The organism is Pseudomonas sp. A (assembly GCF_056270345.1).
Genome location: NZ_CM149873.1, coordinates 3,972,811 through 3,994,475, shown reverse-complemented (window position 1 = coordinate 3,994,475; position 21,665 = coordinate 3,972,811). Strand labels below are relative to the sequence as shown.

The following is a 21,665-nucleotide window of genomic DNA, read 5'->3' as shown; positions in this document are numbered from 1 at the left end:
TCACGCATATGGCTGCTTTATCGCAATCGAGTCAAACCGGACAGGACCCGGCCAATCATCCCGTTGCGACCGATACGCGCATGGGGCGACTGTCGCTGACCATGGCCTGGTGGGCGGTGTGCAGTGCAATGTTCTATATCGTGGTCGGTGCTTCCCTGGCGCTGTCCTACGGCGCGCGCAATGCGTTGATCGGCATGCTGTTGTCAGTGATCAGCTATGGCCTGGTCAACAGCGTGCTCAGTCGCTTCGCGATGCGCAGCGGCTTGTCGGTGGCGCTGTTTTCGCGGCTGCTGTTCGGTAGCACCGGTGCGTGCCTGGCGACGCTGATCTTCTTCTCCACGGCGATCTACTATGCGGTATTCGAGGGCTCGGTGATCGCCGTGGCGCTCAATTACCTGTACCCCCAGTTGGTGTATCCGCTGGCCGCATTGCTGGTGGTGCTGTACAGCGTGCCGATGGTACTGGGCAGCGTGCAGCACTGGCTGGACAAGCTCAACGGTGTGCTGCTGCCGGTCTACCTAGGCGGTCTGCTGGCGGCGGTGGGGTTGTCGATCAGCCGTTATGGCTACCAGGCGCAATGGCTGGACTTCGGCCCGGCGACTCCCGCTGCCTTCGGCTGGTGGGACTGCTTCGTGGCCTACATGGGTGTCTGGATCCTGATGCTGTTCACCTTCGACTACGCGCGTTTCGGCAAACCCGAAGACGCCGAGTACCATGGTCGCTGGAACTTCGGCATGCCGTTCTACATGGTGACTTTCCTGCTCAATGGCGCGGCGGGCATCTATCTGGTCAGCAGCATTCCCCACGAAGGTGCGCTGAACGAAGTGTCGGTGGTCATGGCGATCCTGCAGTTGATGGGGCTGTGGGGGCTGTTGTTCGTCTGGGCCACGCAAACCCGGATCAACACGGCCAATTACTACCTGGCGACCTTGAACATGCAGGCGTTCTTTTGCCGTTTCGGCCTGCGGGGTTCGTACCTGATGTGGGCGCTGGCGGTTGGGCTGATCGTGTATGGCCTGATGCTCGCGGATGTGTTCGCATACTTGCTCAAGGCGTTGGCCTACCAAGGCATCTTTGTCGTGGCTTGGGTCGGTGTGGCATTAGCGCAGATTCTTTTGGGACGTCTTGATGTGGTTGCGCTCGACGAGGAGCCCGCATGGAATGCTGTCGGCTTGACGGCCTGGTTTGGCGCCACCGCATCGGGGCTGGCTTTGATGTTTGCCGGCGGTGGGCTGGGCAGCTTTTCTGCACCATCGACTGTAATCATTGCGTTCGCCCTGCAAGCAGGTTTGTCCAGACGAAGCCGGTTACTATCGCAAGCGATTGAGTAGGGTGTAGCCGTTGCGCCTCTCCTGGAACAAATCGTAACTCATTGATTTAGCTAGACCCTGTGGGAGCGGGTTTATCGGACCGTCGCACCGCCGCGAAGAATCCAGCGCGGTGTATGGCACCGGCTGCGCCGGTGTTCGCGGCGGTGCGGCGGTCCGACAAGCCCGCTCCCACAGGGATCGCGTCAGATTCTAAAAATTGACGTTGGCATCAGCGTCAGTGATGGTCTGGCCCCGACTACCAGCCTTGCGCGTGGTGTTCTGGACCTGTCAGCGCAGGAAACAGCGGCAGCACTTCTTCGGCCAGTTCCTGGATGATTTCCAGCGGCGGGCGCCGCGCCATCTGCATGCCCAGTGCCGCATGATTGACCCCGGCGTGACGCCACTCATGCAGCAGATCGATCAGGCCGTTTCGACCGGTGCGCAACACGTAGCCGCCTTGTTGCGGCGTGCGCGGGAAGGTCGGGTCCTCATCGAGGTCGATCCATTCATTGGTGACATGCGGGCGGAAGCCTCCACCGGGAATGAGCGCCCGCCAGGCACTGATCTTCTCGGCCAGGCGCCGAGGCCCAAGGATATTGTGGGTGGCGTCGGGGTAGGTGATCCAGCCGTCGGCCTGCTCGCCAAGCCACTGCAACGACTGGCGTGATGAACCGGTCACCAGCAGCGGGATCCGTCCAGTGACGGCGCTGGGCAGCAGTTTGGCGCCATCGAGTTGTCCCAGTGGCGAATGGATCGGCGCAGGATGGTTGGCCAGCAGTCGGCGGAAGTAGTCCACGCTCTGCGCGAAGCGCTCCCCTCGGCCGTCATGGGCCAGGCCATAGGCCGGAAACTCCACCGGTCGATCGCCCGAGGCGATGCCCAACACCAGGCGTCCACCTGACAGACAGTCCACGCTGGTCGCGGCTTTCGCCAGGTCGATGGGGTGGCGCAGCGTGAAAATCGCGCTGCCGGTTGCCAGGGTGATCCTGCGGGTATGGGCCGTCAGATAGGCCAGGTAGGTGAACGGATCGAATACCTGGCCGGCATCACCGAAGGCAGGGTCGTACAAGGGCACATCACGTACCCAGGCGGCGGCAAAGCCCAGGCGGTCGATCTCGCTGAGCAGTTGCGCCTGTCCGTGCAGCACGCCCATATCGCCGTCATAGAAACGAAGCGGCAGGAAGATGCCCAGGGTCAACTGACCGTGGGCGAACATACGACGGTAACCGGGATGCAGGGCGAAGGCATCGGCGCTGGCGCCCTGGGTGCTGATAGGGGTCATGGACATTCCTTGGTCGGGGAGTCAGGGGCCGGTGGCGGGCGCCGGGAGACGAATGCCGCGTTGCACGGCGGGACGCTGCTCGATCTGCCGGTACCAGCGATTCAGATGGCGGTAGGAACTGAAGTCGAAGCCAACGATCTCGGCGATGTGCAGCCAGGCGAAGCTGGCGATATCTGCAATCGAATAGGATTCGCCGGCCAACCATGGGCGGGTTGCAAGCTGCTGGTCGAGAAGTGCGAAGGCATCCTCGGTGAGGGCGCGGTAGCGCTTCTGCGCCGCAGGATTGGGGATGGGCTCGAAACACTCGAAGTGCACGCGCTGACCCAGCAAGGGGCCCATGCTGGCGCTGTGGTGCATCAGCCAGGTGATTGCCGCCCAACGCGGTTGCGCGGCCTGTTCGAGCAGCTGGCCGCTGTGTTGCGCCAGGTACAACAGAATCGCGGCTGAATCGAACAGCACAATGCCGGCCTTGCGGTCTATCAGCACCGGGATGCGGCCTGCCGGGTTGAGTGCCAGGAAGTCTTCGTGGCGATGCTCGCCCAGGTCGATGTTCACGTGGACCAGGCGATAAGGCAGCCCCAGTTCCTCGAGGGCAATGGTGATCTTGAAACCGTTGGGGGAGCTGTCGGTGTAAAGCACAAACGCAGGGTCCGTCATGTTGTTCACCTTAATAAAACTGATTCGAATGTCTCTGGCACAACGCTATGCTAGGTATCATCCAGGTGGTTTACGAACGATCATTCCACTTGCTTAAATCAGTTTTTCTAAGGTTGGTATTGCATGGGTGCCGTGTTGCCGTTGCTTGCGTTGCGTGCCTTTTCCGAAACCACTCGCCTGGGCAGCCTGAAGGCCGCCGCCGAGCGCATGGGCGTGACCCCGGGTGCTATCAGTCAACAGATTCGCCTGCTGGAGGATCGCCTCGGGGTTACCTTGCTGACCCGCAGCCGCTATGGCGTGCAGCTCACAGAGGCGGGCGCGAGTCTGTATCCGGGGCTGTCGCGTGGGTTTGGCCAGATCGAAAGCGCGCTGCTCGATCTTCAAGTCCTGACACGGACCAACACCCTGACGATCAGTACCCAGCCGTCATTCGCGTCCAGCTGGCTGGTGCCGCGGTTGGCGGACTTCAATGCGCTGCATCCGGAGATCGACGTGCAGGTGCAGTCCACGGCCGAGCTTGTCGACCTGCACCGGGAGCCTGTTGATATTGCCTTGCGTCATGGCCTGGGCGATTACCCGGGGCTGGAGTCGATACCGCTGCTGGCGCCTGTGCTGCTGCCGGTGGCCAGCCCTGGCCTGCTTGCTGGCGGGCCGGCCCTGGACGAGCCGCAGGACTGCCTGCACTACCCACTTCTGCAGGATGCCGAGCGTGCCGACTGGACGCTGTGGTTGCAGGCTCATGGTGTCGAGCCCGATCACCGTAGCCGCCGGGGGCCGAGCTTTGATGAGGATCTGCTGTTGGTGCGTGCGGCTGTCAGTGGGCAGGGTATTGCTCTGGTACAGGCGCAGCATGCTGAAGAGGATCTGCGAAGTGGCAGGTTGGTGGTGGCGGTGGATCGGGCTTGGCCCTCGCGGTTTGCTTATTACCTGGTTGGTCGGGGGGAGAACCTGCGGCGAGTGCAGGTGCGTGCGTTTGTTGAGTGGATTCAAGCGCGGGTTGAGGCTGAGTCAGGTGTCTCGTTGTAGGGTGTTGATGACAGAGCTGATGTGCACGGAGGGGCAGGGCTGGATCTGGTGGGGGAAGCGAGTGTCCGTACTGGGGAGAAAGTAGTTACTCGCGACCGGCTGCTATCGACCCTAAGTGGACCCGGTCGGTGTTTGCTTCCCTCGAAAGGGCATAGATAAGCTACCGTTTGTAGACCCCTTCCTCAAGGAATCATCATCCATGGCCAATGATCAGGATCGTTTTTCACGCGCTTTTCGTTTCGTTCTTAACAATGGCACCGAAGTATTCCCCGTGCGGATGAAAAAATAGGAGTACCGGACTGGTAGCCTAGCGAGTCTCCCGTGGTGGGGCAGGAGGAAACACGTTGGACGCAAGTGAGGAAGTCGACGAATTAACGATGATCGATAAGGTTTTTAATTTTGACTTTGCTGTCCGCTGCGCTTCCCTCGATGGAAGCGTTCGTGGCTTGTACAAGAAAGGTCAGCGATCTGTACGTGAGGTGTGCTGCGAAATCAAACCGTCGATAGAGTGATTTCGGTTCTTGCAGGGGGTATTTCGACGATCATCGAGGGGCTCTCATGGGGCGAAGACAGCCAACCTTGATCGACCACTCTCGAACCATGGGGGCAATGGCTTAGGTAACAACCGGCAAATAGCTCACATCCAGTCTACTATCCAGTGTAAGGCGAATACTACGAATGGGAGCTTCTTCTGTCATTCCTAATATACCTGAACTCTGGTTTAGAACTATACTCTGGCAGGCAGGGCCGCAGGGTGCGGCAAGGATGAATGCTATTGGGGCTGAACCATGTAGAGGTTGGATGTCCGTGGGCGACGGGTCTGGCCAGCACGGCGATACTTAGGGCTATGGGATGCCGGTTGCTGTTGTGATACTTGCTATCTTAAGGTGGTGTATGGAGCAGAGTGTTATTCTGGTTGTATCTATGGCGTTCTATAAGGTGGCATCGCTTGCGGCTGGGGTGGGTCTGTCATATATGGGGTACCGACTATTTATGGCTGGTGTCTGGGGTCGGTCCGGAAATCTTGAGGCCGAGCATAAAGAATTTCGAATCGTATTGTCGCAAGCGGCGCCTGGAACATTTTTTGCTGTTCTAGGTGCTATTGTGATCGTTGTTACTTTGTTTAGAGGCCTGGAGTATGAGGGGGGGAGTGACCTCTCAGTCACTCCAGGGCCGGTATCGCCACAGTATACGTTGCCGGGTAAGCCGCCTACTTGACTTAAGAAAGAGTGTTTTCATTATGATTAAAAGCAGATCCGCGTTGCTGCTATTGGTGGTGCTTTCTTTTGTCGTCCCAGTCGAGACCCGGAGTGCAGACGCCGGTGAGGAGTCGGGGAATGACTACTATGAGAAAGGGAAACGTGCGTATGATAATGGCGATCTTATCGGTGCTATTAAGTTTTTATTTGCATATAAGGTTTCTCGTGGCGAAAGCTTGAATAGTGATCCAAAGTTTTTGGCTGCTGTTGATGCGGTTATTGAGCAGTCCGAGAAGGATCTTAGGGTGGCTCTCGATAATAATAAAAAAAGGGAGAGGTGGTGGGCGGAAAACCCTAAGGCCCTTGGTGGAAGTTTTGCTTGGAGTGGATCAGGAGATAGTGTTTCTGACTCTTCAGGGCGCAGCCTGGTTGTTAAATACAAGCTTTTAGAGAAGGAGATAGAGCTGAAGCGACTTGAGTTGGAGAAGTTGAACTTCGAGGCGGAGTTGTCCAAAAAGAATGAGCGGGAGAATAAAAAGTAATCCGTACGCCTTCCTCTGTGGGGTGTTTTACTAAAAAGTAAGTTTTCTCCTTGTGCTCATGGCTCTCGCCTAGAGAGGAGTAGGGCGGTTAGAGGTCCAGGCTGTGAAAAAAACACAAGCGCCGATCTCAAGTACTTGCCTCTACTTTAAAACTGCAAGTTTTTTTAGGCTTTGTACGAAAAGTGCCTGCGCGACAATCATGCTGTGTTGAAACAGGCTCGAAATGCTCATTTGCATCCAGCAAAGTCGAGTGCGACTGCGACCGTTCCTCGCCTGTTTTCGCCCTGCCTGATCGCCGCTCGGCGGCCTGTCGTACAAACGCTAAGGCGCCTTGCGCACCCGAGTCACCGTCAAGCGCAAGCTTCCGGAATTGTTGCCATACAAGCCCCACACATCGTTGGGGAAGCAGTAGAGATAGCCTGGATGCTTCAACACCAGCGGTTTCTTTCGATGCTGATACAACTCGACATACTGGTGTGGAAGGGGACTTCCGTCGTTGTTGACAGCTGCAACACCACCGTTGTCGTTAGCGATTGCTCCGATCAAGGTGAACCAGTTTTTGTCTTCGATGCGTTTGGTGAATATAAAGTCCGCACCATGGTTTCCGGTGACTTTGCTGTAGATAGGCTCCGCGGCGCCCATAAACCCGGAGACGCTACGGATGATGTCGCCCATGGTCAATTTAGTGTCTTCAGTGCCTTTCCAGTCGCAGGCATCCTCGCTGTCTTGCCATTCACCAGTTGCATTGAAAGTGTATTCTATCCCTGCTTCCAGATATAGGTCAGAGCGATTCCAGTGCTGATTCGCATAGACGTTGAACGAGGTGCTGTCACCGTCATTGCCGAGGATGGTTGTCGGGTAGTAAGCAGGATACTCGAGGGGCGAGTTCTTTTGTCGCGCCAGTGCGCTTTCATGAAATTCCTGGGACGTAGAGTGCATCGCCGGCAGGTTTCTGGGCCTTGAGCGGAGCTTGGCGAAAGCACCTTTGTATGAGTTATGCAAAACGCCCAAAGGGTTGGGAGAAATGGCCGCTTGAACGTGAGAGTGGAAGGGCAGACCGGCCAATTCGCTTTCCCTGATCATCCACAACAAGGCGCCATCGGATAGTCCACTGCTGGCGTAACCGCCGCCGACATCCGAGTGCACACCCGGGAACCACAGCTCGGACACGTCTTTATGGGTATGGCGATTGGTCCAGCGGGTGACACAGAAGCTTGAGCGCATTTCATCGATCGCCATGGCGTGTCGGCCGGTCTGTACATGATCGCCCAGGTCAGTATTGTGAAAACGCCAGGCAGCGGGGTTATCGAAAAGATTGAGCAACTCGAAGTCATCCGGCACGCCTAGCGCACCCACGGTGTCCCAGACCCCGATCAAGCGCACTGGCGTAGCAGCGCCGGCATGGAACATTTTCCAGTTTCTATTGACCTGTTTCACCGAGCGTTCGGCTCGATAACCTTCCTCGTAGGCCCTGTGAACGCGCAGCCAGGCTTCAGCTGGCTTGACGCCAGCCAGGTCCAACAAGCCACGACCGAGAAAGGCGCCAAGGCTGCGAGCGGTGAATGCGCCGCGACTGAAACCGTAGAGGTAAATATCGGCGCCCTCTTCATAGTTGCTCGCCAGCCAATGGTAAGCGCTGCAAATATGTCTGGAGATACCGGCGCCGACGGCCCCACCGACAATAGGCCGGATAATACCACCCTCGCCGCCGACTCCGGGGTGGTAGTATTTGTCGTTATCGGGGAGGGCAATGGCGTTGTGAATCTTGAAGACGTTTGAAGGAGCGGGCAGCCCGTTGTCTTCTTGTTGTGGATTGTTCCAGGTCCCATCGCAGCAAACGACAAGGCGTTTGGTCATGGTGCACTCCATGTTGCTGGTTGTGTCAGTTGGCCGGAATGGGTCGGTTCATGGGTTGGGGAACAACCAAATGCAAAACCGAGCACAATCCGAGTCGATAGCGAAGTCTCATCTACTCAAGTTGTAGACGATAACGGTGATTCTTGTTCGCCATCAGCACACTGCAAATCAGACCGAATCGGCTGTCACTTGCCAGGGTCGTGGCCCTGTAGAAATTGCCGGTGCCGATTTCTGCCGGCCGCGCCGGCCCAATACCAATCGGCAACCTGTCGGCCAGACGGTCATGTCGGACCGCCTTGCGGGGGCTATCGTTGCTTGTCTGGGCAACGACTACCGACCGAGGGCGGTGCCATGAACACGAGTGATCTACTGGAACAGTTGCTTCGGGCCGGGCAGGGCTCGCAAGCTCAATAAGGGCGCGGCGGCATGTCAGCGCAAGATGGCCTGGGCGGCTTGCTGGGAGGGCTGCTTGGCGGCGGCAGTGGAGCAGGTGGCGGTGGTGGCCTTGGTGGTTTACTGGGCGGCCTTCTGGGTGGCGGTGGTGGCAACGCCGGCTCTTCCACTCAGGGACGCTCTGCTGGCAGCGTCAATTACGCGGCTCTGGCGTCGTGGGCATGATGGCGTTCCAGGCCTATCAAAGCTGGCAGCGCAGCCAGGCGGCAGCCCCGCAACAGGCGGTACGTACTGTTGATCAATTGTCCGGCCCCGAGGCTGAGGATCACAGCCATGCAATCGTCACACCAGCGACCCGCAACTGCAGCAGTGGCTGGACGAGGAAGTCAGCAAGCCACTCGATGCCGCCGAGGTGGCACAGTCGGCCCAGGACCCGGGCATGGCTGCGGAAATGTACCTGGCCAGCGTGATGCTGGTGGATGACCAGCAGGCCAAGGAGGCCGCCTGGCCGGGCGGAGATGTTCTCCGTGGGCGATCTCGCGTACACAGCAGCCAGCAGCTCAAGGGGCAGACTCCGCGCGCCTGTCCAGACCCGGCGCGCTAATTGACGATGAACAGGTCGCCTTCTACCCCCGTCGCACCCTGTTTACGCTGCTCGGCGGCGGCGTCGTAGACCAGCAGCACTGCGCCCGTTCCATCGCCCGGCTCGTACAGGCACAGACCCTCGGCGTGGTCGTCGCCTTTTCCGAATGGCACCTCGAGTACCTTCTCCAACTGGACCCTAAACACCACGCTTTCCTCGTCAGAGGCCAAGGCGCCACGCCAGCGGAACACCGTGACCGGGCCATCGAGGTCCAGGGTTGGGCCGGCCAGGATCAGCAGGTCGTCGCCCTGCCAGCACAGGTCCCGCACGCCCAGGCCTTCGAGGTCGAAGAAGTGCTTGCGGTAGGGCCGCCCATCCGAGCCGATCGGCTTGAGCAGCAGGGTGCCGGGCGAGTTGTCGTCCTGTTCGGGTTCAATCTCCAGCACCACGGCCCAGCCGCGTAACACGGGTCCGCGCAGCCCCAGCAACAGTCGTGGGCCATTAACCGCCAACCCCTCGATGTCGAACCCGTTGTCCTTGCCTGGGATGCGCAGGAAGTCGCGCAGATGTTCGTCTTCGGCGATTGCCGCAGTCAGCTCGTTGCCGGTGTCGTCGCCGCGCAGCTGCGCCGCGCTCCGCCCGTCGCTGTCGACCTTGTCGGCCAGTGCATGGTGGTCGTCTTCTAACACCACGGGGATGCGGGCAAGCAGGTAACGATTGCCATCGGCCTCCACCGTCGCCAAGCGCTTGATGTTCTTGTGGGCGGTTTTTTTGGCGTCGGCCTTCTTGCGTTTCAGGCTATGGGAGCCTGTCAGCCATAGATATCCCTCGCGGGCGTCGTAGGCCAGCCCCTCGATATCGATCTCGGCGTCATCCTGCTTCACGGGCAGGTTCAGAAACTCCCGCAACGGGAAGACCCGGTGCTCGTTGCAGGTGATCGCTCCCGTGTCCGTTGCCTTGCCGATCTGCAGGCGCTCCAGGCTCGTGGTCTCGTCATTCGCCAGCCACAGCGAGTCGCCTGTGCGCTCGACAGCCGACAGGCCGTCACGTAGCGACGGGGTCTCGAAGGTGAACAGTACGGTGCCCCATTTCGTGCTCATGAAGTTTGCCTCCTTATGCCGCTGGCGGCGTGGCATGCCTGCCACTCAGGGTAGTCGCTGCCTGATCGTGAGCGCACACACGTTGGACGGACCAGCCGTTAAATTACAAATGGATCTTTGCGCATACGGCCAGTTTCCCCAGGCGGTGCTAGTGTATGAGTCAGAAGTTTGAGCGCTAAATAAAAAGGTAAACCTGTTGAAAGTTGCCGAACTGACGCTGAGTTGGCCGTAGATGCGTTTGCCCCGAAAAAACAGTTTTTCAGCACTCGGCGTTCACGTTGGGCAGCATCCTTGAGCAACAGCCTTGGGGGCGCGCATGGTCCGTTACTGGAAATTGACGCTACTGCTTCTGGTCTTCGATCTTCGCGTTGCATTCGCAGTCGCCGGGCCATCGGACACCGCATCGACGCCGACCTTCCAGTTCCTGGGAATAGGCGGCTATCTGATTCGCTGGCGTGGCGAGGCCTTGCTGATAGCGCCGCTGTTCAGCCATCCCTCGCCCTTTACGCTTTCAATGAAGCCGGACGAGGAGAAACTCTCCCGAAAGATGCCGGTGGCCGACGATGTCACCATGCTGCTGATCGGTCATGGTCATTACGATCATCTGCTTGATGTGCCCTGGATAATGCAGCACCGTGCGCCAAACGCAATCGCCTACGGCTCGGTCACGGTTGGGCGCATCCTGCGCGCGGTCATCGCGCCAGGACGCGTGGTCGATGCCCAACGGAAGATGGCCAGGGTACAAGCGGGCAAACCAGCGGATAGGGGTAAGTGGATCGAATCCACCGGAAAGCATTTTCGCGCGATGCCGATTCAGAGCATGCATGCGCCGCATTTTGCCGGGTATACCTTGGCCAGTGGCAGTTATGACGATGACCCCGACCTCACTGAGTTGCCATCTACAGCCTTGGGCTGGAAGCAAGGCCAGGTGCTGGCGTGGATGATTGACCTGCTGGATGACGCAGGCAAGACGGTGCTGCGGATTCACTATCTGGACTCGGCAAGCACTCCACCCTTCGGGTTGCCAGTGCTCGAGGACGACGGCAATGCTGTAGACGTTCAGATATTGGCAGTGAGCTCTTGGCAGAAGGTCGACGATTATCCGAGTGTGCTACTCGCCCGCACTCAGCCGCGGCTGGTGGTGCTTGGGCATTGGGAAAATTTTTTGGTCGATGATGCCAAGGGTGCTGAAGACCTGCCTTTGCAGGATATTGACGACATGATCAAGGTCACCTGCAAGAGTGCGCCAGGCGCAAAGGTAATCAAACCTCAACCGCTTGACTTGATAAAGCTGACTTTGCGCAGTGATGCAACCGGGAGAGCGGCTAAAGAAGTAGCTGATTCAATGTCTAACCTGTGTGAGCCGTAAATTTTTATCCGCTCTGTGAATCGGGGTAAGGCTCTCCAGTGTTACGGAGTATTGATCCCGCATCCTCATTGCAAATCAGACAGTCAAGGAATTTGGTATGCCGTTTACGATCACCCAAAGCGGTTTCACCCAACCGCCGGCGCATGCTCGGCCATCAATTCGATTATCCAGTCGATAAACACCCGCACCTTGGCGCTGACATGGCGATTCGGCGGGAAGGCCAGGTACATCGGCATTGGCGACATGTGCCAGTCTTCAAACAGCGGCAGCAGTTCGCCGCTGAGCAGGTGCGGTTTGGCCATGTACTGCGGCAGCCAGAGCATCCCCAGGCCAGCCAGCCCGGCGGCAAGGTAGGCATTGCCGTCATCGACCGTCAGTTGCGGGCGGGCCTGGACCTCTATGCGCTCCTCGCCACGCTGCATCGCGTAGGGCAAGGTTTTACCTGTGCGAAACCAAAGAAAGCCGATGGTCTTGTGCTGGCCTTCCTCTAACTCACGGGGGTGTACCGGTGTACCGAGGCGCTGCAAGTAGCCGGGCGTGGCATACATGCCGAGCTGCAAATCGCCCACATGCCTTGCCACCAGAGACTGATTAGTGATCTCGCCGCCACGCACCACGCAGTCGACGTTTTCACCAATGATGTCGACGATGCGATCGCTGACGCCCACGGTCAGCTGGATTTCTGGATAACGTGCAAAAAACTCTGGCAAGGCGGGTATGAGCAGCATTCGCGCCAGCGGGCTGGGGACATCCACCCGCAGCCGTCCGCGCGGTGCCATCGACGCGCTGGACAAGCTGGTCTCGGCGTCGTCCATGTCGACCAGTAGCCGGACGACGCGTTCGTAGTAGGCCGCGCCGTCGGCGGTGACATTGACCTTGCGTGTGGTGCGGTTGAGCAAGCGTACGCGCAGCCTCGCTTCCAGCTGCTGAATGAGCTGCGTCACGGTGGTCTTGCTCATGTGCAGGGTGGCGGCCGCCTTGGTGAAACTACCGGTTTCCACCACTCGGGCAAACGCCTGCATTGCATCGAATCGGTCCATTCCACGCCTCGTTCGCACCTGGATTGTTTGGAGTATACAAACAGTCCTGGCCAGAGCTGCCCGTTTATCCAGGTAGGTGGCCTTTTTAAAGTGACCTTACCGTAAACACCGGGCCGCGATGGCCTAGAACGAGGTAGGTAATGTCCAGCAAACGTGATGTCGTTTTCCCACCCGATCGCCATGCTTTGTACGAGCTGCACCGCTACTCGCCGGCGATTCGCTCCAATGGTTTTCTGTTCGTATCCGGTCAGGTCGGCAGCCGCAAGGATGGTTCGGCCGAGCCGGACCTGGCGGCGCAGGTTCGCCTGGCCTTCGCTAACCTCAACGCGATTCTCGCCGAGGCCGGCAGTAGTTTCGAGGATGTGGTTGATACGACCATCTTCATGGTCGACCCCGATTCGAAGTTCGAAACCATCTGGGAGGTGGCGGCCGAGTATTGGGGTGAGGCGCCTTATCCCACGGTGACCGCTCTTGGCGTGACCTGGCTGTCCGGCTTCGATTTCGAGATCAAGGTGATCGCGAAACTGCCGCAATAGAGGCGGTCCAGCCCCTGCTTCGGGTTCAAGTTGCAGGGTGCGTCCATGCTATTTCGCTGCACTCGGTAAGCTCCCGCTTACCCGTCGGCCAGACGGTAATGGCGGTTCGCCTTGCGGGGGCTATCGTTGCTTGTCTGGGCGACGACTACCGACCGAGGGCGGTGCCATGAACACGAGTGATCTACTGGAACAGTTGCTTCGGGCCGGGCAGGGCTCGCAAGCGCAACAAGGGCGCGGCGGCATGTCAGCGCAAGATGGCCTGGGTGGATTGCTGGGAGGGCTGCTTGGCGGCGGCAGTGGAGCAGGGGGCAGTGGTGGCCTTGGTGGTTTACTTGGCGGCCTTCTGGGTGGCGGTGGTGGCAACGCCGGCGCCTCTACTCAGGGGCGCTCATCTGGTGGCGTCAATTACGCAGCATTGGCGTCATTGGGCATGATGGCGTTCCAGGCTTATCAAAGCTGGCAGCGCAGCCAGGCGGCCGCGCCGCAACAGGCCGTGCGTACGGTGGATCAATTGTCCGGCCCCGAGGCTGAGGATCACAGTCATGCGATCTTGCGTGCGCTGATTGCGGCAGCCAAGGCTGACGGTCGCATCGACCCGCAGGAAGAACAGTTGATCTACGCCGAAATCAAACGTCACACCAGCGACCCGCAACTGCAGCAGTGGCTGGATGAGGAAGTCAGCAAGCCCCTCGATGCCGCCGAGGTGGCACAGTCGGCCCAGGACCCGGGCATGGCTGCGGAAATGTACCTGGCCAGTGTGATGCTGGTGGATGACCAACAGGACGCTGAACGGGCCTACCTTGATGAATTGGCCAGTGCGTTGGGGATCGATCCGACGTTGCAGGTGCATTTGGAGCAGCAGGCGAAGGGGGCCGCCTGATCGGGCTGAAGTGCTCTTGCTGTCTATCAATCTAAAGCCTGCACAGGCAAGGCCCGAGAGATTGCGCGCACGCTCGGGCTATTTGTTTCGATCCGAGGCGAACATTGCTCCAAGACCGTGTTTTCAACGCAGCCTGATTGTTGGACAGCGTGGGAGCGGGCTGGCCCCGCGATCACCGGCAATGCCGGTGCCATACGCCGCATCGCGGGGCAAGCCCGCTCCCACGTTGGTAATGCTTGTAACGTTGTTCCCTGCACGACTGCGTAGCCCATAGGGCCCGGCGATCTCCTACAAGAGCCGGACCTGGGCTTCAGCCCAACTCCGTGAACCGCCGCCGCGTCACGAACAGCACCACGCCCAATGGCACTGCCAGGAGTGCCAGCAGCTCCAGGTCAAAGCCCAGCACTTGCTGCTGGCCGACTTTGAAAATGCCGACCAGGCCCGCAGCCAACAGCGCCACGCCCAGCCACTTGCGTAAGGGGTATGGTTTCAGAAACTGAACGAGGAGTGCGCCCAGTATCAGAAGGATGACAGCTTGCATGATGTAAGGCATATGCAGCTTCTCAGACCTGATGACCAAAAGTGGCGGGATTCTCTACAAGCTCTGGGTGAGATGTAAACCGTCTTTTTTGGGGCTGGGTAGACGGGCAGGGGAGAGACCCGCGTCGCGTCCTACAGGGATTAATCAGATTTTCCCTATTTCGAGTAGTCCATTTCCGAAGCATGCTTTGACCGCTTTTACGCCTTCCAACAGAGGTCTAGTCTCGCTGAGTCGCTGCAAAAAGTAGCGGCCGGGTCTGCAAGCCTGAGCGGGACAACTAGATCAGCGCCACCCCTTGCCATTGGTCTCAAGCCATTGGCCGTGCGTTATGGTGGCTGCGTACGGGTGGCCTTCGGGTCAGCCGGGCTTACTCTAGTTGCCCCGGTCTTGCAGGCCCGTACGTAGCCGCCACCCTATCGCCTGCAAGCGATGGGCTGCGGTCCGATCAGCGCAACTAGAGAATTTCATCATGCTCAAGATCGTCCCGGCCCCCCCCCGTCCGCTGAATCCCCTCATCTCCTTGAAGACACGTTGGTCCAGGCCACCGAGTACGTCATGTGTGCACTGGCCGTCGCCCATCAGTCTTTCAGCCATCTGCCAAAATCACCGGCCACCCTGGTGATGCTGACGATGATGCACGAGCTTGATGCCACCCGCATGCTGCTGGAGTCGGCACTGGCTCAGCTACAGATGAGTGCGCGACCGCCGTCATACACATTGCACTGATAGAGCTGCCACAGGTCAGCAGGGAGCTGTTTCCCTGTGGGAGCGGGCTTGCCCGCGAAGCAGGCGCCGCGGTGGCTGGCACCGGCTTTGCCGGTGTTCGCGGGCAAGCCCGCTCCCACAGGGGGATGTGGACTACCTGCGAACCAAGTTCCCACGCGGTAGCGTTGCCCGTAGGGCTGGGCAATTTCCTGCAGGCGCATGGCAACCCAAACGTCGATACCGCTATGCAAAAGACACCCGAGGATTTCGCAAATGGACAACGAAACCCCTGCAGACCACGGCAAACTCGGCTGGACCGTCGGCAGCTGCATCTGCCTGGAAGGTGCCACCAAAGGCACGCGCCTTCAATAGGCCTTGCCCTCATCAGGGGAAGGGTACGCAAGCTAGGGATTCTCCGGGAGTAGCGGATCTCACATCGCTTGCCGGCCAGGCTAGTCCCAGTACATTTCGATGTTTTCCTGCACTCTGAACTCATCCAGCACGCTGTGAAAATGCGACCTTTCAAAAGTCAGGCAGGGTATCGCGTCGAACCAGTCAACAGCAGGGGCTTCGACAATGATCAGGTCCTTCAGCAAGCCAAATCGACTCCAGTGAACGGCATGCTCATGGGCGCATTGCTCAGCGACAATCACGGTGCAAGTGAGGTCCAGGTCATCCGCGCAGACCAGCAACGGCACCAAGGTCTTCCATCCTGGCACCGTGGAATAGATCCGATCCCAGATCAACAAGGTGTCTTCATCACTGTGCAAACCGGAGTGGGCGGCTACAAGGTGGAATTCGGCATCCGCATTCTGTCTGGGTAGCCAAACCTCAAGGGGTGATCCGTCAATCGCAAAGGTTGGGTAGTAACCTTGGCTGTACTTGGACTTGTGACTGGCAATTGATAGCCGGTTGAACATTCAGTTTCTCGCTCTGCTGAAGCTCACATAACTTACTGCTTTTGGCTGTGAATGTCTGCCAAGGGGTGAGCAGTGAGTAGGGCAGGGCCCGGCCAATGATTTGTTGGTGCGTCCTACAGGGATGAATCAGATTTTCCCTATTTCGAGTAGTCCATTTCCGAAGCATGCTTTGGCCACTGTTGCGCCCTCGAAGTGGCGGCTAGTCTCGCTGGGTCGTTGCCAAATCAACGACCGGGTCTGCAAGCCTGCGCGGTATTACGATGGTGCTCACCATGAGCCTCGGCGTCGAGTCGTGGGTCTCGCTTTATGGTGGCTACGTGCGGGTGGCCTTTTGGTCAGCCGGGTTTTCGCCTCGTAATGCCCCGGTCTTGCAGACCTGCACGTAGCTGCCACCCTTCACCTGCAAGTGAAGAGGTGGCGGTCTGACTAATGCATTGCGAGGTGTTTATGCTCAAGATCGTCCCGGATCCACCCCCGTCCACCGAATCCTCCTATCTCCTCGAGGACACCCTCGTCCAGGCCACCGAGTACGTCATGTGCGCACTGGCCGTTGTCCATCAGTCGTTCAGTCACCTGCCGAAATCACCGGCCACTCTGGTGATGCTGACGATGATGCACGAGCTTGATGCCACCCGCATGCTGCTGGAGTCGGCTTTGGCCCAGCTCCAGATGAGTGTGCGACCGCCGTCATACACATTGCACTGACAGGGCTGCCACGGCCCCCTAGGCGATCATCTAGCCATGTAGGAGCGGCCTTGCGCCGCGAAAGGGCTGCGCAGCAGCCCCGGCGATTTTGATGGCGGCTCGGAACCTGGGGCCGCTGCGCAGCCCTTTCGCGGCGCAAGGCCGCTCCTACAGGGTTGAGCTAAATCAATGAGTTATGGCTTTTCCACGAGAGAGGATTTCGCAAATGGACAATGAACCGGTGCTGGTCTGGGCATCGCACTACCTGAGCGATATGGCCAAGGCATTGATGGATGATGCGCATATGGGGATGTTGAAGAAGGTGTGAAACAGACCCCGGTGGTCTGGGTGGTCAGCCGAACCGACCCGGACCACACTCGAATGCCCTCAACACCTTTTATCGTGGCGACAAGCCCGTATAGTGCCTAGCTGTCATCAGTCAAAGGAGTGGCCATGAAACAAGCAGCACATCGCCCGGAGAGGGGAATCTGATGCGTATCGCAACGATCCTCGCGGCAGTCGGGACTACCTTGTCGTTGATGTCGGCGTCGCTGTCGGCGTCACCCGGCCAGCCTTCGTCTCCGTTACACACTGATCAGCAGCGTATCTCGGTCCAGGTCGAAGGCGAGGGCAGGGATGTGATCCTGATTCCGGGGCTGGCATCGTCTCGCGAGGTATGGGCTGACCTTGCCGCTCGGTTACGCCAGAACCACCGTCTTCACCTTGTGCAGCTCGCAGGCTTTGCCGGTTTGCCTGCGGTGTCCGATAGCGAAGGGAAAGTGGTCGCTCCGGTGGCCGAGGCAATTGCTGACTACATCCGCACCCAGCATATAGAGGCACCCGTGATCATCGGTCACTCACTGGGGGGAGAGGTTGCATTGATGCTGGGGGCTCGTCATCCCGATCAGGTTGGGCGCTTGATGATCGTCGATGCGTTGCCGTTCTATACGTTGCTGATTGACCCTTCGGCCACCAGCGAAACCGCTACGGCGCAGGCGGCAGCAATGCGTAGTTCGCTCTTGTCGGCATCGCCGGAGCAGAGCGAAGCGATGCAGAAGGCATCCATCGCCCGACTCGCCAAGACCGAGGCGGTCAGGCCAGGGGTGGTTTCTGCGGGGATCAGCTCTGATCGCAAGACCGTGGCGGATGCAGTGTATGAGTTGATGATCACTGATCTGCGTCCCGAACTCGGTCGCATCAGCGCGCCGGTCGAAGTCGTTTATGCATACGACGATTTTTACGGTGTGCCTGCATCCAGCGTCGATGCAACGTTCCGTCGGGCCTATGCCTCGACACCTGATATCCATTTCACCCGCATCGATGACAGTTTTCATTTCGTCATGCTCGATCAACCGGAACGGTTTGCCAGCGTTGTAGAAACCTTCCTCAAAAAGTAAGCAGTGCGGAGCCCGGCCAATGATTTGTTGGTGCGTCCTACAGGGATGAATCAGATTTTCCCTATTTCGAGTAGTCCATTTCCGAAGCATGCTTCGCCCACTGTTGCGCCCTCGAACTGGCGGCTAGTCTCGCTGGGTCGTTGCCAAATCAACGACCGGGCCTGCAAGTCCGTCTGAACATCGAACTGTACTCACCTTCGAGTCGCTGGCGTTTTCCAGTGGCTGTGCTCAATGGTGGCTACGTGCGGTTGGCCCTCGGGCCGGCCGGGTTATCGCTCGATGTTCCCCGGACTTGCAGACCCGCACGTAGCCGCCACCCATCCTCCTGCAGGTGAATGGGTGTCTGGTTGATCATTCATGAACGTCGAGTATGAAGTCATGTTGAAGATCGTCCCAGATCCACCCCCGTCCGCTGAATCCCCTCATCTCCTTGAAGACACCCTCGTCCAGGCCACCGAGTACGTCATGTGCGCACTGGCCGTCGCCCATCAGTCGTTCAGCCACCTGCCGAAATCACCGGCCACTCTGGTGATGCTGACGATGATGCACGAGCTTGATGCCACCCGCATGCTGCTGGAGTCGGCACTGGCTCAGCTCCAGATGAGTGCGCGACCGCCGTCATACACATTGCACTGATAGAGCTGCCACAGGCCCCAGGTTCCGCGCCGCAATCAAGATTGTCGGGGCCGCTGCGCAGCACTTTCGCGGCGCAAGGCCGCTCCTACAGGGGCTAGCTAAATCAATGAGTTATGGCTTTTCCACGAGAGAGGATTTCGCAAATGGACAACGAAACCCCAGCAGACCACGGCCAGCTCGGCTGGACCGTCGGCAGTTGCACCTGCCTGGAAGGTGCCACCAAAGGCACGCGCCTGTTCCGTGTCGAGCCCGGCAACTGTGCAAGCCATGCCATGGAGCAGGCTTCCGTTTTGCTCGACAGCGCCCGTCGGGCGTCCTTCATCGGTGTGATGGACAACGAACCGGTGTTGGTCTGGGCATCGCACTACCTGAGCGATATGGCCAAGGCACTGATGGATGATGCGCATATGGGGATTTTGAAGAAGGTGTGAAGCAGACACGGCGGTCTGGGGCGGGCAACCCCACCGCCCCAGACCACACTCGAATGTCCTCAACACCTTCAATCGTGGCGACAAGTCCGTATAGTGCCTAGCTCTCATCTGTCAAAGGAGTGGCCAATGAAACAAGCAACATATCGCCTGGAGAGGGGAATCCGATGCGTATCGCAATGATCCTTGCGACAGTCGGGACCACTTTGTCGCTGATGTCTGCATCGCTATCGGCGTCATCCAACCAGCCTCCGTCTTCGCCACTAGGGCACGCTGACCAGCAGCGTATCTCGGTACAGGTCGAAGGCGCGGGCAGGGATGTGATCCTGATTCCGGGGCTGGCATCGTCCCGCGAGGTATGGGCTGACCTTGCCACTCGCTTACGCCAGAACCACCGCCTTCACCTCGTGCAGCTCGCAGGCTTCGCCGGTTCGCCTGCGGTGACCGATAGCGAAGGGACAGTGGTCGCTCCAGTGGCCGAGGCAATTGCTGATTACATTCGCACCCAGCATATCGAGGCCCCCGTGATCATCGGTCACTCGTTGGGGGGAGAGGTTGCATTGATGCTGGGGGCTCGCTATCCCGATCAGGTTGGTCGCTTGATGATCGTCGACGCGTTGCCGTTCTATACGTTGCTGATCGATCCTTCGGCCACCAGCGAAACTGCTAGCGGGCAGGCTGCAGCAATGCGTAGTTCGCTGTTGGCTGCATCGCCGGAGCAGAGCGAAGCGATGCAGAAGGCATCCATCGCCCGACTCGCCAAGACCGAGGCGGTCAGGCCAGGGCTGGTTTCTGCGGGGATCAGTTCAGATCGCAAGACTGTGGCGGATGCGGTGTATGAGTTGATGGTCACTGATCTGCGTCCTGAACTCGGTCGTATCAGCGCGCCGGTCGAAGTCGTGTATGCATACGACGCTTTTTACGGCGTGCCTGCATCCAGCGTCGATGCAACGTTCCGTCGGGCCTATGCCTCGACACCTGATATCCATTTCACCCGCATCGATGACAGTTTTCATTTCGTCATGCTCGATCAACCGGAGCGGTTTGCCAGTGCTGTTGTGACCTTCCTCAATCCGGGAGCAGAGCGCGGGCAATGAGTCGTTGGCGTGCCGCCCTCTCAAGGTCTTTGGCTGCGAGGGCTACTGACCGATTGAGGGCCTCGAGGTGTTCGCCGCAAGCCTTGCAGCGCCCATGAGATCGAGCGCCGCCCGCGCGGCGCATCGCGACGCAAGGCCGCTCCTACATCTATGGTTACCCCCATTTCTGCAATACTGTACTGAGATGTGCGTGAGTTTGGTTTGCGTCAATCTATACGGCGTCGTGTGGGAGGTTGGTCCCGCGCCTCGATGAAAATCGCGCCCGACGAGCCTAGATATTTGTTCGGCTTCTGAAGCCGAGTAGGAGCTCAGGTTGATCGCCAGGCCGGTATACCGTTCACGTCATCTGTGTGCAGCATCGCAAAACCAGGTGGGTTGTTACTCGTGTGTCTGCAGGGTCAAGCGTTCATGGCGCTTGACCCTGCATTAAATTCGCTGTGGTGTGCCGTGATGGCCCAGGCGATTCGGGCCAGTTTGTTGGCGATAGCGCACACCACCAGGTTGGGGTGGTGAACACGTAGCAAGCCACGTACCCAGTCCGCCAGCTTGCCGGTTTTGCGCTCCAGCCCAATCAGATAGACCCTCGCGCACTGGATCAGCAGTCGTCGCTGATTGCCGTCGCCCCGCTTGCTGATTCGCCCCAGGCAAGGTTTGCCGCCTGTCGTGTGCTGCCTGGGAACCAGGCCTATGGAGGCTGAATAATTTCGCCCACAGCGGAACTGCTTACCATCACCCAATTCCGCAGCCAGGGCGGTAGCGGTGATCGGGCCAATACAAGGTATCGACATCAAACGGGAAGCAAGATCATCGCTAACGGCCTGGCTATGCACTTCCTTGTCCAGAGCCTTGATCCGATCATCGAGATAGCGGAAGTGGGCATGTAGGTCCAGCAACAGCTTCTTGATCAACGGTGAGAAGGTACTGTCGTCCAGCAGAATGGGGAGCTCCCGGACCGCCTTGAAGGTGGGTGCCAAACTGACCCCCACCTCGAGCAAATAAGCGTGGATGCGGTTCATGGTGGCAGTACGGTCTCTGATGAAGCTGTCGCGCAGTGAATTGAGCATCGCCAGCGCCTGCTGGGCCTCGGTTTTGGGAGGCACGAAGCGCATCTGATCGCGGGTTGCCGCCTCACCGATAGCGGCAGCATCGGCAAAGTCATTCTTGTTGCTTTTCACGTAGGGGCGAACGAACTGTGCGGGAATAAGTTTGGGCGTATGACCCTGTCTCGTCACCTCTCGCGCCATGAAATGAGAGCCACCACAGGCCTCCATCGCCACCGTGCAGGGCGCAAGATTGGCAAGGTGGCGGATGAGTGACTCACGGTTGAACCTGCGGTGATAGAGCTCATGACCCCGATCATCCTGAGCGTGTACATGGAAGCTCAACTTTCCCAGGTCGATGGCGATGATGGCGACAGTGTTCATGGCGTTGCACTCCGATAGGCACCCTGTGAAAGCTTAGAGGGCTGACACAGGGTGGGGCG

20 protein-coding genes and 2 pseudogenes are annotated in these 21,665 nt (G+C 58.8%); 14 read left to right on the top strand and 8 right to left on the bottom strand.

The genetic code is table 11. The features are described from left to right. Positions 1-8 precede the first annotated feature (8 nt). The gene (locus AC0MAZ_RS17815; protein ID WP_475858749.1) at positions 9-1,331 is read left to right on the top strand and encodes a purine-cytosine permease family protein; all 1,323 of its coding nucleotides are present in this window, start codon (positions 9-11) and stop codon (positions 1,329-1,331) included. A 235-nt stretch (positions 1,332-1,566) separates the two neighbouring features. On the opposite strand, the gene AC0MAZ_RS17810 is transcribed toward AC0MAZ_RS17815, so the two are convergent. Next, entirely contained in the window at positions 1,567-2,592 is a 1,026-nt protein-coding gene (locus tag AC0MAZ_RS17810; protein ID WP_475858748.1) for an LLM class oxidoreductase, read from the bottom strand. 21 nt (positions 2,593-2,613) lie between these two features. Beyond that, complete coding sequence (locus AC0MAZ_RS17805) at positions 2,614-3,249, bottom strand: glutathione S-transferase family protein (RefSeq protein ID WP_475858747.1); 636 nt, start codon at positions 3,247-3,249, stop codon at positions 2,614-2,616. A 123-nt stretch (positions 3,250-3,372) separates the two neighbouring features. On the opposite strand from AC0MAZ_RS17805, the gene AC0MAZ_RS17800 reads away from it, so the two are divergent. Both AC0MAZ_RS17800 and AC0MAZ_RS17795 read left to right on the top strand, forming a co-directional pair. After that, the gene (locus AC0MAZ_RS17800; RefSeq protein ID WP_475858746.1) at positions 3,373-4,275 is read left to right on the top strand and encodes a LysR substrate-binding domain-containing protein; all 903 of its coding nucleotides are present in this window, start codon (positions 3,373-3,375) and stop codon (positions 4,273-4,275) included. Between the two features lie 1,240 nt (positions 4,276-5,515). Beyond that, positions 5,516-6,016, top strand: coding sequence for a hypothetical protein (locus tag AC0MAZ_RS17795; protein ID WP_475858745.1), 501 nt, complete (start codon positions 5,516-5,518; stop codon positions 6,014-6,016). Positions 6,017-6,337: 321 nt separating this feature from the next. Here the strand turns inward: AC0MAZ_RS17795 and AC0MAZ_RS17790 are convergent, their stop codons facing one another. Continuing rightward, on the bottom strand, positions 6,338-7,873 hold the full coding sequence (locus tag AC0MAZ_RS17790) for a DUF2235 domain-containing protein (protein WP_475858744.1): 1,536 nt from the start codon (positions 7,871-7,873) through the stop codon (positions 6,338-6,340). 351 nt (positions 7,874-8,224) lie between these two features. Between AC0MAZ_RS17790 and AC0MAZ_RS17785 the strand changes: the two are divergent. Then, positions 8,225-8,870 (top strand): annotated as a pseudogene (locus AC0MAZ_RS17785) (DUF533 domain-containing protein). Here AC0MAZ_RS17785 and AC0MAZ_RS17780 read toward each other — a convergent pair. Then, the gene (locus tag AC0MAZ_RS17780) at positions 8,867-9,949 is read right to left on the bottom strand and encodes a DUF3616 domain-containing protein (protein WP_475858743.1); all 1,083 of its coding nucleotides are present in this window, start codon (positions 9,947-9,949) and stop codon (positions 8,867-8,869) included. The pseudogene AC0MAZ_RS17785 and the gene AC0MAZ_RS17780 sit on opposite strands and share 4 nt — an antisense overlap. Positions 9,950-10,265: 316 nt before the next feature. Between AC0MAZ_RS17780 and AC0MAZ_RS17775 the strand changes: the two genes are divergently transcribed. Continuing rightward, positions 10,266-11,318: an MBL fold metallo-hydrolase gene (locus AC0MAZ_RS17775; protein WP_475858742.1), complete on the top strand. Its 1,053-nt coding sequence runs from the start codon at positions 10,266-10,268 to the stop codon at positions 11,316-11,318. Between the two features lie 125 nt (positions 11,319-11,443). Here AC0MAZ_RS17775 and AC0MAZ_RS17770 read toward each other — a convergent pair whose 3' ends face one another. After that, positions 11,444-12,358, bottom strand: coding sequence for a LysR family transcriptional regulator (locus AC0MAZ_RS17770; RefSeq protein ID WP_475858741.1), 915 nt, complete (start codon positions 12,356-12,358; stop codon positions 11,444-11,446). 140 nt (positions 12,359-12,498) lie between these two features. Here AC0MAZ_RS17770 and AC0MAZ_RS17765 point away from each other — a divergent pair, with 140 nt between their 5' ends. Next, positions 12,499-12,894 (top strand): RidA family protein, encoded by a 396-nt coding sequence (locus AC0MAZ_RS17765; RefSeq protein WP_110737717.1) that lies wholly within the window; start codon positions 12,499-12,501, stop codon positions 12,892-12,894. 166 nt (positions 12,895-13,060) lie between these two features. After that, complete coding sequence (locus tag AC0MAZ_RS17760) at positions 13,061-13,774, top strand: tellurite resistance TerB family protein (protein WP_475858740.1); 714 nt, start codon at positions 13,061-13,063, stop codon at positions 13,772-13,774. Positions 13,775-14,084: 310 nt separating this feature from the next. Here AC0MAZ_RS17760 and AC0MAZ_RS17755 read toward each other — a convergent pair whose 3' ends face one another. Next, positions 14,085-14,327: a hypothetical protein gene (locus AC0MAZ_RS17755; protein ID WP_475858739.1), complete on the bottom strand. Its 243-nt coding sequence runs from the start codon at positions 14,325-14,327 to the stop codon at positions 14,085-14,087. A gap of 543 nt (positions 14,328-14,870) precedes the next feature. Here AC0MAZ_RS17755 and AC0MAZ_RS17750 point away from each other — a divergent pair. Next, positions 14,871-15,041 (top strand): hypothetical protein, encoded by a 171-nt coding sequence (locus AC0MAZ_RS17750; RefSeq protein ID WP_475858738.1) that lies wholly within the window; start codon positions 14,871-14,873, stop codon positions 15,039-15,041. 431 nt (positions 15,042-15,472) lie between these two features. Here the strand turns inward: AC0MAZ_RS17750 and AC0MAZ_RS17745 are convergent, their stop codons facing one another. Continuing rightward, positions 15,473-15,940, bottom strand: coding sequence for a hypothetical protein (locus AC0MAZ_RS17745; RefSeq protein ID WP_475858737.1), 468 nt, complete (start codon positions 15,938-15,940; stop codon positions 15,473-15,475). Between the two features lie 447 nt (positions 15,941-16,387). Between AC0MAZ_RS17745 and AC0MAZ_RS17740 the strand changes: the two genes are divergently transcribed. The 6 genes and pseudogenes from AC0MAZ_RS17740 to AC0MAZ_RS17715 all read left to right on the top strand — a co-directional run bounded on the left by AC0MAZ_RS17740 (position 16,388) and on the right by AC0MAZ_RS17715 (position 20,182). After that, positions 16,388-16,645, top strand: a complete 258-nt coding sequence (locus tag AC0MAZ_RS17740; RefSeq protein WP_475858736.1) for a hypothetical protein — start codon at positions 16,388-16,390, stop codon at positions 16,643-16,645. 223 nt (positions 16,646-16,868) lie between these two features. Further along, positions 16,869-16,952: pseudogene (locus tag AC0MAZ_RS17735) on the top strand (DUF3077 domain-containing protein); the annotation flags it as partial. Positions 16,953-17,115: 163 nt separating this feature from the next. Continuing rightward, positions 17,116-18,021: an alpha/beta fold hydrolase gene (locus AC0MAZ_RS17730; RefSeq protein WP_232856073.1), complete on the top strand. Its 906-nt coding sequence runs from the start codon at positions 17,116-17,118 to the stop codon at positions 18,019-18,021. Positions 18,022-18,399: 378 nt separating this feature from the next. Continuing rightward, positions 18,400-18,657 carry a hypothetical protein gene (locus AC0MAZ_RS17725; protein ID WP_186712545.1) on the top strand — a complete coding sequence of 86 codons (258 nt, stop codon included), beginning with the start codon at positions 18,400-18,402 and terminating at the stop codon, positions 18,655-18,657. A 143-nt stretch (positions 18,658-18,800) separates the two neighbouring features. Next, complete coding sequence (locus AC0MAZ_RS17720; protein ID WP_475858735.1) at positions 18,801-19,088, top strand: DUF3077 domain-containing protein; 288 nt, start codon at positions 18,801-18,803, stop codon at positions 19,086-19,088. A gap of 164 nt (positions 19,089-19,252) precedes the next feature. Continuing rightward, the gene (locus tag AC0MAZ_RS17715; protein WP_475858734.1) at positions 19,253-20,182 is read left to right on the top strand and encodes an alpha/beta fold hydrolase; all 930 of its coding nucleotides are present in this window, start codon (positions 19,253-19,255) and stop codon (positions 20,180-20,182) included. Positions 20,183-20,580: 398 nt separating this feature from the next. Here the strand turns inward: AC0MAZ_RS17715 and AC0MAZ_RS17710 are convergent, their stop codons facing one another. Beyond that, positions 20,581-21,606, bottom strand: a complete 1,026-nt coding sequence (locus tag AC0MAZ_RS17710) for an IS110 family RNA-guided transposase (protein WP_475858338.1) — start codon at positions 21,604-21,606, stop codon at positions 20,581-20,583. Between the last annotated feature and the right edge of the window lie 59 nt (positions 21,607-21,665).